This window comes from Brevundimonas sp. (assembly GCF_036659295.1).
In the GTDB taxonomy this organism is placed as follows: Bacteria; Pseudomonadota; Alphaproteobacteria; order Caulobacterales; family Caulobacteraceae; genus Brevundimonas.
In genome coordinates this window covers 1-12,825 of the sequence record NZ_JAVXCU010000020.1, presented here as the reverse complement: position 1 = coordinate 12,825, position 12,825 = coordinate 1, and the positions used below count along the sequence as shown (strand labels likewise).

The following is a 12,825-nucleotide window of genomic DNA, read 5'->3' as shown; positions in this document are numbered from 1 at the left end:
GCGCCACCGCTCCGAGCTCAGTTCTGCGTGAAAGCGCGCCATGCCCGGCGAACTCGCTCGCCGAGCGTGGGGCGGACAGGGCGCACGTCTCCAAGGAGATCGCCAACGGCAGTCGTGGTCGTCTCGTCGATCCGCGCCAGACGCTCCAGAATGTGCATCAGACAATAGGCATAGGCCTTCCGCGCCAAGGGCAGGTCGAGCTTCGACGTTGTCGAACCCGCATGCACCACGTCGCCCCGCGCACTAAACAGCTTACGCACGATCTCGATGACGGCTCTAGGCTGCCCTTCAGCCTTCAGGATGTGGGTCGCACGGTCAACGATGCGCGCGGTGACGCCGCCTGAATAGGAGTCGATGAGCAACGCTTCGAAGGCGACCGCTAGACTGACGATCGCTTCGTGATCCATCGCACTCCCCGTGAACGATCGGCGGAACCAATAGGTGGAGTCGAGCAGCTTCAGGGCAAAACGGGTTCGGGCCGTATCCTGCCGGCCTGGGACGACATTGGCTCGATGAAAGACAGCCAGGCCGTTGATCGCGGCCTCTGATCGGGCGGATAGCTGGATGCCGGTTGGCGCTTTCAGGGTCTCAAGATGAAGATCGACGTTGAGATCGGAAAGCTGCGCCAGAGCCGTGGCGGAAAGGTTCATCGGGACGCGACGATAGGAAAGCTCGCGCCCGGCCCCGGCATTCTCAAAAACAAGGTAGTGCCGGATGTCCAAGGTCTCATCGCTGGACCTCGAACTGCTGAATCGTTTGGGGTCCGTCGGATCGGCCAGCACGGAAAGTAGCATCACCTGCGCCGCTCCCAGACCGAGCTTCCGCATATACTCCGACTGATTTTCATAGGCACCGACCGCATAGGATCGAACGCGGATCATCATCAGCGGGTTTTCCGATAACCACCGGAATCTGCGGTTCGCATGCTCCTGCGACAGAGCATGGCTCGGGATCGACGAGTTGATCCCCAAGGCCAAGGCCGCCTCTTCGACGAATTCGATGGTCTGCTGGATCGACTTGGTGGGCGGCACGACCGCCACCCCGAGATCCGAGAAGACGACTTCATCCTGCGAAGGCCTGCCAAAACTGAATGGCCTCATCACACCGTAGCTATGGAGTGGATAGAGGACGAAACCGGGTTCGTGAAACGCCTGCTGATTCAGCTCTGCCACCGCTTCCGCGATAGGGTCTTCTGACCCGTCGCGGATGAGCCGGAACAGGAGAGGATCGAGGATCTCAATCCCAACATGGATATCTTCGCCCGCGAGCAGCCGCCGGAGCTCCAGACGCAGAGGCTTGATTACAGCCTCGACCTGTTTGAACGCCTTGGTGTCCCTAGGGAAATGGTACGCGAACAGATCGAGCGTCTCGGCTCCACGCAGCCCCTTGATGAGTTCAGAGGCTGCAGCGACCTGGCGTTTGCGTGCGGCTGAGATCGGGCGTGGGGTCGGTATCATTCGTCGCTCAGAAGGCAGGTTATCGGGAAGCTGCGAAGGTCGCCTTCCTCAGAGAATCATCAATATCAAGATAGCTTACTTCCGATCTCGTCTCTCGTGACCAATCGTCGTTCCTTCGGCTAGACTTGGACGGCGACGCTCGTCGGGCAGCTCACACGGGGTATCCATAAGAAGGAAGGAAAGCCATGAGCGATGATCAGGTCCCGGATTTGGATCCGGCCGAATCGGAGATGTTCATGCGCATGTGGCATCTAAGGTCGGCGTGCCGTGCTGGTGAGCGAATTGACGTCGAAGGCGTTTTCTTCGATCTCGCACACCCCGATCTGGATCGGACTCAATGGTCGCCTACCTCCGTACTGGGGGCAGTTCGCTTCGACCGCAATGCGCCTCGGCTTCTGTTCCCATGGAGTAGCGAGGATGATCGCCTGATCCAAAATGCTCGAGGAAACGCCCAAGAGGTAAAGGCGGGCGACACCGTCGTCATCCTCGGCGTGAAGGTTATCCCCGTACGTGCCGCCCAAGGGCAACTGGACCATCCGCATCATCAAGAAAGCCGGTGGGCGGAGTTGGGTCTCAAGTCCGCGGCGGGTCGCATCACCCCCATCGCGCAGGCCTGGGAGTTCCGTGGTGCCGCCGACGTCATGACGCCCTTATCGAGGGGCGATTATTTCCATGCCCAACAGGCTCTGTACGCGAGACTGCAAACCGCATTGGGGTTCGAGGAGGACGTGGAAAGCCTGATGCTGTCCGACGACCGCAGCGACTGGCCGACATTCTCCAGCCTCGCCGATCCGCTCTATCATCAAGCGATAGTCGCTCTCTGGTCCGCCGAGAGCAGCGCTGACGAAGAGGGCCGCGCGGTGTTCGGCTATCTGATGGCCCGGGCGGAGGCTAACGAGCGCCTTCTTCCTCTCGCGGCCCGTCATGCGGATGTCAAAGCCAACAACCGTCGCAATGCTCAAAAGCCCCGTAGGGGCGGCGAGGAAACAAGAGAGGCGGCTCTGGAGATCATCGCGCAGTCCCCCGACATCTCCCGCAGGCGGTGTGCGGAGCGCGTCGCAGAGATCAGGGGACTCTCCGACCTGAAGTCGATTTACCAGCGTATCGACCAGTATTTCGAGAAAGGCACTAACGGACGGTTCAGGCCGACTGCCGCAGCAATCCTGAAAGCCCTGTCAAAAAGAGGGGGCTAACGGCGTTAAGCTCGGAAATCTTGAGGGGCTTAGCGGTGCTCCCCTGCTCCTTCGAAGCGGCGAAGATCCAGGATGATGCTCGAAACCGGAGCCCATCCCATGAAACCTCGCCTCACTCGTTCCCTACCGTTCATCATCGAAGTGATCCGCCTCGCCGCTGCCGTACTGACCGTCATAGCGGCGGTTCTTCGAAGCTAGCGCGTCCAGTCCGGTTTTCGATCTGCTTCCAGCTCAGGCGCAGACGGTCTCCAGAACACGGGGCTTCAAAACGCGGGAGAAGTAGCTGTCGGCGGTAGCCCACGTCCCGGTCATGTCCAGACCGAACACGGTCGCGGCCACGCGCGCACAACCGCGCTTGTGTGCGCTCTGCTCTCCGCCGACCGTTAGGGTCAGGTCCAGCGACCCTAAGGTGCCCTATTTACCCCGGTAGTATCGGATCAGCGGTTCATGCTCGACGCTGTCGGGCTGCATGTGACGATCCAGGACATCCACGGCCTGAGACGGGTCCGGCGCGAGGAATTCCTTGTCGATCAGGATCATCTGCGTTGAGGCCAACTCGCCCGCCTTCAGCTTGTAGAGCATGCGGTAGAACCCCTCAAACTGGTCCCGGTTTTCACGCTCGCTGATGTTCTTCATCGCCGAGTCTATGATCAGAAGTTCCGGCAGCGGTGCCTCGAGCCGCGCGGCGATCCGGTGAACCGCGATCGCGAAACAGCATTTGAACAGGGTCTTCTTTCCGCCACTGCTCATTGAGGTGAATGTCGATACGGTCTGGTCAGCGGGGTCTGTGCTGTAGACGGCCGGATAGAAGGAGGGGGGCTCCAGGGCGACGGAGTCTTCTCGGGTGATCCCCGGCACTCCGGATTGAACAAGGGCGTCGAGGAAGTAGGTGCCCAGATGTTCGAGGCTGGTGCGGTCGGCCTCTGCAGCGGTGCGTGCCTCCTTCAGCGCCTCGCGAATTACCTGTTCCATGGCCACGATCTGGGCATGGGCCTCCCGTTGCTCACGCAGCAGATTCGGCAGACGTAGCAACCAGCCTAGGCTATCGAGCTCGGCCTGGAGCGCTGCGCGCTCCCGCTCCTTGAGCAGGACCGTGGACAGGAAGGCCGAGTCCGCCTCCTCCGCCGTAAGGTTACGTTTGGTTTCGAGACCCGCCTTGGACGCCAATAGCGCGTCCTGCCTACGGCGTAGACGCTCTAGATTGCGGTCTATGGCGCGGATGGCGTCTTCGAGATCGGCCCTTCTGGCTACGATGTCCCGCTCGATCGCCCCCTGTTCGGCTGGGTCCGCCAACTCCATCCGATCCTCCTGCCCGCAGACATCACAGCACAGGCGCGAGCGTTCGGGCAGATGTTGCAGGCATCTGGGACAGTCGACGAACTCGACGCCGCCGAGGATGGCGCGCGCGGCCGAAGACCGCCTGAACTTCAACCCCAGCATCTCGATCTCGTTGCGGTGCCGGATGTGACGCTCCCGGACCTCGGCCAGCTCGCGGGTCGTCTCGTTTATCCTGTTGATGAGACCGCCCAGTCGCGCTGTCCTTCGCGCGATCAGGTCAAGTGCATGATCAGTCTGCTGGAACTTCGTTACCTCACGCAGCGTCCGGATGTCCTCGTCGGCGCGTGACAGAGCGAGCTTCAGCGACGCTTCCCGCTCCGCAATCTGGAGCTCGGAGCCTGCGCCGACATCCTCCAGCGTCTTGGTCAGGCTGTTGATCGCGGCGGCCCGCGCCGTTCGGTTGGCCCGCAGTTGATCGAGCTCGGCCTCCAGATCCGCGACCCGCTCGTCATGATAGCCGATGACGTAACGGATCACGTCGCGGCTTTTCAGGCGAAGATAGAATTCCGCGTCCTCCTCAAGATGGAAGAAGGAGCTGTCGATGTCGTCCTGGTCGAGATAGCAGTACCAGAACAGATCGCGGAACGAGAGGCGGATCATCTTGCTCTCGGCCTTCAGCTTGCTCTTGCGAACACGCGGGGGCTGGATGCCGGACAGCCAGAAGATCAAGTCCGACAGCGTTTCGATGTCCGTCTGGGCGATCACCTCGCCTGCCGCGGTTCGAGCTGGAATAACGACCGAGTGGACCTCCCCGTCGACCGTCCAGCTCGCGAACGCATTGCTCGCGTCCCGCTGACGCTCAATCGAAAGGACCGATCGTTCCAACTCCACCGTCAGGGTCGCGCCCACGAACTCAGCCTGCAGGGCGGACGACAACTGGATGGTTCCGCCGAGGCAATAGTCGATGAGCTTCGCAATGCTGGACTTGCCAGCGCCCATCTGCCCCCAGAAGTAGGAGATGCCCGCGAACGTCAGTGTTTCCTGACCCTGCCTGAGGTCCAGGACGAGAGACTTGAGAACGAATTTCATACGGGATCACCGTCCACACTAGTTCCGACGTCGGCGGCGATTTCCTGCCCCCATTTCATTCCCGTGATTTCCGGGACGACCTCGTAGACGAAGTCTTTGAGCCGGGTCCCGGACATGTCGCCGACAGCCTTCATCACGATGGTCCCGCGCGCAGCCAGGTCGGCAAAGATCGCCTGTGCGGAGAGATCGTCTGCGAGAGTGCGGCCTTCTTCCGTCAAACCGATTTCGATCTTCCGTCCCTGGAGTGAAACCGTGAGCAGGCCGCGGGACGCCAAAAGAGAGAGCCACCGCCTGTATCGGCCATCCCATGGACCGTATCGGAACCGGATCATCTTGGTCTCGACTGTCGTCCGCTCCCTAGGGAGGAGGTCGAGGCCCTAGATCGATTTCCCCAACTTGAGCAGAGCGCGCTCGAGATAGACTGGATACCGGAGGAGGAAGTCGAGCTTGGCCAGCTTGGTGATGCCCTCGACCGGCTTGGGGGTGCGGCCGCGCTTATCCGCACACCGGAGCAGAATCAGCAGTCGCATTAGATGCAGGCCATCGTTGTTCTCGGCCCGTGCCGCCGCCTTTAGGAGGCCGAGGCTCACAACCGCTCCTCCTGAACGATGAAGCGCTTGCTCCACCACACACGGCACGCCCTGGTCAGCATCGCCGCGACGCCCACCAGCACCTCGTAGGGGTGCCCGCCCAAAAGCGTCCGACGATCGGTCTCGAGTCGGCGCAGCCGGGCGTTGACGTCAAGGAGCATGGCGCCGCCGAACTCCCCGTCTGGCGTCTCGGCGCCGTAGTAGGCCTCGATGCACTCGCCATGCACGGCCTCCTCGATCTGCAACAGCTGTCGTTCCGCAGCCGCGGGATCGCGCGCCTGCTCCTCCAGCAGGGCGTACTCGGCGGCGCGCTCCTTCGCGGTCATATAGCTGATGGCGCCCTCGAGTCCTCCGGCCTTGAGCTTCTGCTCGAGAACCCCCGCGCGACGGGGACCGCCCGGAACGAGGGTTGGCGCTCCCCGGTACTGCGGCTGCTTCATTGGCGTCATCGGCGGAGCGAAGACGACGTCGGCGCAGGTGATCCGTTTACCCGCGATGACAGGATCCTCGACATCCTTTGCGAAGACGCTGCGGATGTGTCGAACCGGATCGGTGACCTGCAGGGAGGCGGCCCTATGAACGCGGGCTACCAGGTCGTCGCGCAGGTCGGACAATTGGGTTGGGTTCAGGGCCTTGCAGTCGTCGAGGCCGCCAAGGTGTTCATGCGCCAGGGAGGCGTCGAACTCAGATCGGGAGGGGCCTTTGAGGATTTCGAGCCGCTGCAGTACGTCGAATAGGGTCTGGCGATCTGCTGCCAAGGTGCCCGCCAAGGCGTCAAAAGCTTCGAGAAACGGTGCCTCGAGATCCACTAGGTTCGCGCACGATCTGACGTGCTCAAGCATGAGGTTCGGACACCGGCCGCGGCGCTTCTGGTTCTGGACGTCATCCCCGACCTTGTCGACGTCAGCGTTCGACACGAAAAAGAACCGCCTGATCTGCGTCCTGTAGGTCGTCAGCAGATCGACGAACCGACCGATAGAACGGACGAGCGCATCGTCGGTCAGCTTCCACGGGCCGTTCTCAGGCGTGGAGGTCTTGATCTGCCACCCGTCGAAAAGGCGAGATGATGCCTCGCAAAGGAGATCCTCGTGGTGTTCGCAGTAAACCCTGACATAGTCGAAGTCGCCCCGCCGGACCGCCGCTAGGATGACGACGCCATACTGATGTTGGTATCGGAAGCTGCGTTCGGATTGGTCGCCCGGATCTCCGCTTCGGACCATATCGATCCTCGGCTCTGACAGCACGTCGCCAGCGTTGTCGCTCGAACCCATCACCTGCGGTCGCCCCTCCCGCTTCTACCCGCCACTTCTCCGGAAGCTGCGACGCTAGACGTCAGGCGAACACGGATCAATGAGTGCACTCTATACGCGAGGCGGAATATTGCAAAGCTGACGGATGCCGGATCGGCAATCCGGGGGCGGGCCCTGATCTCGGCACGACCGGCCCAGAAGACGCGCGTCGTCGGATCTTACGCTCGCCGGAACGACCGATGCATCGAAGATCGCGCTCGCGAGGCTGGGGAACTAGGACTTGAACCTAGAGTGACGGCAACAAAATCCGTCATTCCGAAACTCTGCTACGAGTGAGAAGCAGATGAGCCAAGTCTGTTCCCAGAATGCCGCTTAGGCGCAAATGCCTCTGCTAGCCTCCGCTGACAGGCGTGATTTGCTCCAACTCCTGGCGCAGACGAATAGCCTCTCGAGACAGGTCATGTTGTACTTGAAGGTTCATCCAAAACTCGGGCGACGTGCTAAACAGCTTTGCAAGCCGTAGTGCTAAGTCTGCTGTCATAGAGCGTTCGCCATTGAGCAGTTCGATAATGCGCTCTTCATTGGCACCAATCGCTTGGGCTAGTTCCGAAGGGCTTAGATCGTACGCTCGCAGATATTCGAGCCTCAGGTGCTTACCTGGATGATTGAGGGGGCTTTTGAAGGATGAGTAGTCGAAAGAACTCATTTCATTTGGTTCCTTTGGTGTGTTCAGCGTCAATTCCACCAGCAAGCCTTTGGGGCTTCCACTTTGATCATCGCTTCCAATGCCACACGGTGATGGAATCCTTGGCCTATCGAAATGGATGGTTGGCAGGTTTCAATAATCGGCCAAATATCCTTGGGAGGCGCGCCGAGCCGAGACCCGGCCTCTCTTGTGCTCATGAACTCTATACCCGCCTTTTGAACAGAGGCGCGGCAGTAGCGCGGTTTTTCGTGTTCTAGCTTTGTGATGTGTTTTCGGTTTCTAAGCCAGATCACATCTTGGGCCGTGCAGTTGAGGTAATCCTCGGTTTCACTTGGTGTGAGCCAATTGCGATAGTAACTGCCGTACTTGGCCCGAGAGAAGTTGTAGGGCACTTGGAAGTCGGGACCGCCCATAATGACGGCTCTGGCAGCAGCCTCATGAACAGCGAGACATTGGCGGTCACCAGTTTTGAGCAAACCGACACCTCCGGGAAATTTTCCGTCCAGGCCGGCGGCAATCACTGGTAACCAAGGCTTTTCACGTCCGCCAATTCCACGGAATGCCGCACTTAACGGTATGTAGCCCTCCTCATCGTCTACTTCTCTCAGCCAGGATAGTTCATCCAGAAGGCGGCGTGCGGAGTGAGGGGCGAGGGCGCGATCACCTTTAAGAAACGTGATCATCGGGTCGAACTCTGGAATTAGCCAACTGGATGCGAGCAGTTGTTCGATTGCTAAGTCGGGTAGTGCGTATCTTCGTTTAAACTCGCTCTTATCGAACCACTGGCTAAGCCGTTCTCTCAATGCATTGACTTCACGACGGCAGACTTTAGTGAAACGAAAATTTGTTGATGGCTTAGTAGGTACCAGGTGACCTTCTTCAATGAGCCCCTGAACGCCTTGTGGCGTAGTGGACAGCAAATACCCGGCATGTGTGAGGCTGATGTCCATATGACAGAAATTTTCGACTGTAGAGGCTCGCCCTAAACCTTGCCTGCGATGCGTAGCCATCAAACGCTCGATGTTGCGTGAAACTACAGGCTGGGAGTTATCCCTGGCGACGCGCATAGCCGTTGTTAAAAATGCAGGGAGCTTGTTGTCGTCCGAATTTCGAAACAGGTCCCACACTGGCCTCGGATATTCGAGGACCATACGGGCACCCACAGCCACGTACTCGGGTCCCCATCTGCCTTTGGTTCTGAAGAGCTCGAAGCGCTCGCCGTAGGCCGCTTGAGCAAAGGCTAGAACGAGCTCGTAAACGTCCGTTGCTGACTGGACCTCGTAAAAGGTCGGAACCTGATTGATTGCTTCCGTAACGGTTTGCTCGTCGTCGCTGAACAACTCCAGCACCCAGCTGAGAATCTCGCGGTCTTTGATAGGCACTCGCCGCGCATGTGAAAACGAGATGGATCCACCACAGCGGCCGCAAGTGTGAATGGAGCGAGCCTGAGGCCAAGTCAGGGCTTGATTACAGATCGGGCAGTCATTGGTCAGCCTTGTCCACGTAACAGGACAAAAGTCCAAATGACTGATCATCCAATAGGCTTGATCGTGAGGCTGTGCTTCTCGGGTTTGAGGTAGCCTTCTAGCGTGTTGGCAGATCTGATGAGGGCGCAAATAAACTCCCCCTAGTTTGCGCTTTCCGTCCTCAGTGAGCGGTTTCGCTCCCCATAACTGCTGCAGATCCGAGATGGGTACGCATAGAAGTTCGGAGAGGATTGGGAGGTGGTTTGAGAGCTTGGTGAGGTAGTCGCCTTTGATACTGATATTTAGGCCTCCCATCGCCAGGAAGCTCTGTACTGAGCCAAGGTAGTTTTGATCTACCGCGCGGGCGATAAACCCTAGCAGGGTTTCTCCTGGGGTAGGCTGGACGGGGAAGAGCAAGCTCTTCCCCTGATAGACCGGCCCCCTGGTTGATTGAGGGAAGGCAGCTTCAGTCAAAGCGACCGTCCCGGAATGGGTTTCTTTTGACGAAACCCTGCTCCACAGCCCACGCATCTACAGCCCAAGACAAGTCGGCAATGTCTATTTGGCAGCCTTCACGTCGGATTGCTGCCTCTAGGGCGACATGTAGTAACCGGACAACCCGACCAACTACCCCGCCGGAAACTTCGAATAGTGAAGCTAGGATTTTAGCGTCATTTAGCCCTGAAAGTTCAGGCAGCACGCCGGTGTCCATCAAGGCTTTGTCGAGATGAGCGACAAAGCCTGCGAATAGCTTTTGGTCCTCAGCTTTTTTGGCTGAAAGAGGCTTTAGATCGCATGGAGGACGTAGGCGGCCATTAAGCTGAAGGTTGCGGTTAAACATCTTCTCAGCCTCCTCTGTACCGAGGAAGACGATAGACACCACGCCAGTATCAAGTAGGCCCTTCAGGGTGTCGGTAACATCGTTTTTAGACCCGCTCCTATAGTTCAGATGCTGAACCTCATCGACGATAAGCAGTTCCGTTCGGAAACGTTCGAAGCAGGCAATGACGCGCTTTTTGAGCATCAATTCATTGCCATAGTTCGGAAACGAATCACCGAATTCTTGGAGGATAAGCACCATCAATTTCTTGGATGTCATGTGCCGCTCAAGATCGATCTTGATCACCGGAATATAGTCTTCGGTACGCGGCGTGTGCTTCTCCACATAGGCTATGTAGGAATCCGCAGTCGTCGATTTTCCTGATCCAGTAGGTGCTAGCACGCGCAATCCGTACTGAGGCTTGCCACGCAACTCTCTGTTGAGTTTGCGCATGAGATCGCACTGCGCATGAAGGTGCACGTGTGGAGGGTAAGGAACAAAAATCTCTTTGAACTTCGCAATCTTGATCGCGATTTCCTCGTTGATCTCGGACGGCGTGCGGCTCATTTGAAGCCCTCCCAGCGGGGATCGGTATCGGGGATTTGACTCCAATCGACGTTGACTGGAGCTTTGGGCTCTGAGGTGCCTCTGGATGCGGCTTTACGCTTTCGACTTCCGCGAGCGGGTCTGACGGGTTTTGCGTGGTCGTCGGTTCTTTCAGTCGCAAGTGATGCGGTAGGAATAACCGGAGCCATCCCATCATGGCGTGGCTGTGCGTATTCCACCCTGAGCGTTGACGAAGCCAAGGCTTCGATTTTCGGTGATGATAAAAGCCGTGCGTGAGCGCGCTTACTCCTGGACAGTACCTTGTCGGGAGTAAGCTTCTCGATCTCTCGTCTCAGTTCGATGCGACGAGCGAGACGCTGATCGGCATCCGCAACTTGTTCCTCGCGGATCCAAGTCTGCATGCAGTCATGCTGCCACTTGCTGAGGCCTTTGGCGTATTCAGGCTCGGTGCAGGGGAGTTCTACAAACTGTCCGATTTTCGCATGCCAGAACGATATTTGCCCTAGGTCCGCTGGATTGTACTTGATCTTAACGGGAACCGTAGCGGATCCTTTAGCACGCCTTCTGAGTGGCTCCGATCGGGCCAAGTCCTCTAGTATAGGCCCGGTAATCGCAGGGTCATGGAACTGAAGATTGAAGAGCTTTACACCGGACGTTGTCAGGGTGGCTTCTTTGCTGGCACCCAGCATCCGGTCTAGTTGGCGGTCGTCGCCGATGACTTGAATGCCGCCTTGCTCGCGAACAGCTCGTGACCATCGTTTTATGGGAGCCTCTGCAAGCGACGAGTGGATCTCTTGATGGTAAACCCCTATCGCAGAGATCATCAGGTCTTCGGCCTGTTCCAAGGTGAGCACCGCATCTTGCTGCGGATCAATTCCCCAAGCGCGCATCTGCTCGATCGGGAGAGTTCCGCCAGGAAGTTTGCGATGCAGCCTTGTATTGAGGGTGCCAAAGAAGCGCTCGACAATAGCCTTGTAGGTCGGCGATCTGATAGGAGCCCATCGGATGCTAGTGCCCATGTCAATCATGGCTGATTCAAAGGACGAGCCTGTAAACTCCCACCCATTATCAACTATAATCTCGTTGAACTTGCCGTAAATGTCTTGAAGCTCAGGACAGTCAGGAAATCGATCAAGCATTCTTAGCTTGGGGCGGTTGGAGCGTTTTATGCACTCGGTAGCCGAGTACAGGGAAGGCGGCTCAAAGGTTAGAACCCATCCAACCACGCATCTTGTGTAGACATCTATGATGATTGTGAGCCAAGGGCGGCCTAGATATTTCCACCCGTTGAAATCCACCACCACATGATAATCTGCAAGGGTGTGGTCTAAAGCGCCAAGCGCCAAAGGGCGATGTGCGTGAAGGCCGGGCCCGTTAGCTTTTAATCGCTTGTCAGCTTCTTTCTTTCCGTACTTCGTGAGGATTGTCTCGTAGCATTCGAGAGATCTGATGTGGATGCGGAAGCGTTCCATAGATGGGATCGGAACTGCGCGCCAACTGCTGGAGCGGGTGGAAATCCACGAGTTTAAGGACTTTAGATAAAAGCAAAGATCATCGTAGGCATCCCCTATGGTCTTTTGACGATCTGCCCAGTAGGCCAGTGCCTCTTTGTGCATACGGCGATGAACAGACAGGGGAAGCCTTTTCTTACGTGGCGTTTTGCCTGATCGGCTGACCATAAGCTTCAGCTGTCGTGAGCCCGTTTCTCCACGCTCGTTAAGCCAGGTTCTGACGCTACCTGGTGAAGGAGGTTTCTGCCCAGCAAACGTTTGGGGTTTCTTTTCCCATATGGTGGCGAGTGCTTTTCGAATTCCCTTATCGCTCAGAGAAAACGGATTAAGCCTGTCTAGCGCGGTCAAAACAGATTGGCGGAAGGCGGCCTTAGGGTCCTTCTCTAATATGGTCTCGTAATCGCCGGAGGCCACTAGGGGGGAAGAAAGAGCCTGTCGAGATGGGCCGCTGAGATCAATGCGGTGTGCACAACCGGCGGCAAACTGCTCGGCAAGCCAGTCATGAGTAGGCGTTTGTAGGCTGGTGCCATCTAGGGATATCTGAAGAGGGGCTCCTGTCCGCTCATTCCGCATGTGCAGGAAGCCGTTCCCCATCATCGGATCGAGCAGGTAGCGCTGACCCTCAATCTCCCAAATGTCGCCGACCGTAAGTTTCAGGGAGCTCATACCAGTTCTCCCATGCCATCGGTGATCAGGGTGACACGCGTTTGATTGTTTAGCGGTTTGGAGAGATCTATATCCACGATGCGGGCAACCATCATGGCCTTCAGTTTGGCGATGCCGAGCGCTCTTCTCCCGAGACAGTCGGCGACTTCTCCAAGCTCACGCGAGCCTCGGCGATATAGGTATTGAGCGACCTGAAAAACGTCAGCTGTTGTGTAGGCTGTAAATGCCCAGG

General features: G+C 57.9%; 11 protein-coding genes. 1 reads left to right on the top strand and 10 read right to left on the bottom strand.

Annotated features, from left to right (window positions below):
* Positions 1-17 precede the first annotated feature (17 nt).
* A complete protein-coding gene (locus tag RSB01_RS05695) occupies positions 18-1,457 on the bottom strand; it encodes a hypothetical protein (RefSeq protein ID WP_332590505.1) in 1,440 nt (479 codons plus the stop codon).
* Between the two features lie 185 nt (positions 1,458-1,642).
* On the opposite strand from RSB01_RS05695, the gene RSB01_RS05690 reads away from it, so the two are divergent.
* Positions 1,643-2,650 carry a hypothetical protein gene (locus tag RSB01_RS05690; protein WP_332590506.1) on the top strand — a complete coding sequence of 336 codons (1,008 nt, stop codon included), beginning with the start codon at positions 1,643-1,645 and terminating at the stop codon, positions 2,648-2,650.
* A gap of 414 nt (positions 2,651-3,064) precedes the next feature.
* Here the strand turns inward: RSB01_RS05690 and RSB01_RS05685 are convergent, their stop codons facing one another.
* The 9 genes from RSB01_RS05685 to RSB01_RS05645 all read right to left on the bottom strand — a co-directional run.
* Positions 3,065-5,017, bottom strand: a complete 1,953-nt coding sequence (locus tag RSB01_RS05685) for a hypothetical protein (protein WP_332619416.1) — start codon at positions 5,015-5,017, stop codon at positions 3,065-3,067.
* On the bottom strand, positions 5,014-5,292 hold the full coding sequence (locus tag RSB01_RS05680; RefSeq protein ID WP_332590509.1) for a hypothetical protein: 279 nt from the start codon (positions 5,290-5,292) through the stop codon (positions 5,014-5,016). The genes RSB01_RS05685 and RSB01_RS05680 overlap by 4 nt, the downstream gene beginning before the upstream one ends.
* A gap of 102 nt (positions 5,293-5,394) precedes the next feature.
* Complete coding sequence (locus tag RSB01_RS05675) at positions 5,395-5,607, bottom strand: hypothetical protein (protein WP_332590510.1); 213 nt, start codon at positions 5,605-5,607, stop codon at positions 5,395-5,397.
* On the bottom strand, positions 5,604-6,878 hold the full coding sequence (locus tag RSB01_RS05670) for a dsDNA nuclease domain-containing protein (protein ID WP_332590511.1): 1,275 nt from the start codon (positions 6,876-6,878) through the stop codon (positions 5,604-5,606). The genes RSB01_RS05675 and RSB01_RS05670 overlap by 4 nt, the downstream gene beginning before the upstream one ends.
* A gap of 370 nt (positions 6,879-7,248) precedes the next feature.
* A complete protein-coding gene (locus RSB01_RS05665; RefSeq protein ID WP_332590512.1) occupies positions 7,249-7,602 on the bottom strand; it encodes a HigA family addiction module antitoxin in 354 nt (117 codons plus the stop codon).
* Entirely contained in the window at positions 7,593-9,503 is a 1,911-nt protein-coding gene (locus RSB01_RS05660) for a hypothetical protein (RefSeq protein WP_332625179.1), read from the bottom strand. The genes RSB01_RS05665 and RSB01_RS05660 overlap by 10 nt, the downstream gene beginning before the upstream one ends.
* Complete coding sequence (locus RSB01_RS05655) at positions 9,496-10,416, bottom strand: TniB family NTP-binding protein (RefSeq protein ID WP_332625177.1); 921 nt, start codon at positions 10,414-10,416, stop codon at positions 9,496-9,498. The genes RSB01_RS05660 and RSB01_RS05655 overlap by 8 nt, the downstream gene beginning before the upstream one ends.
* Positions 10,413-12,593 carry a transposase family protein gene (locus RSB01_RS05650; RefSeq protein WP_332590424.1) on the bottom strand — a complete coding sequence of 727 codons (2,181 nt, stop codon included), beginning with the start codon at positions 12,591-12,593 and terminating at the stop codon, positions 10,413-10,415. Before RSB01_RS05650 ends, RSB01_RS05655 begins: the two co-directional genes overlap by 4 nt.
* Positions 12,590-12,825 (bottom strand): hypothetical protein (locus tag RSB01_RS05645; protein ID WP_332625175.1); only part of this gene is annotated, 236 nt, incomplete at its 5' end. The genes RSB01_RS05645 and RSB01_RS05650, both read right to left, overlap by 4 nt.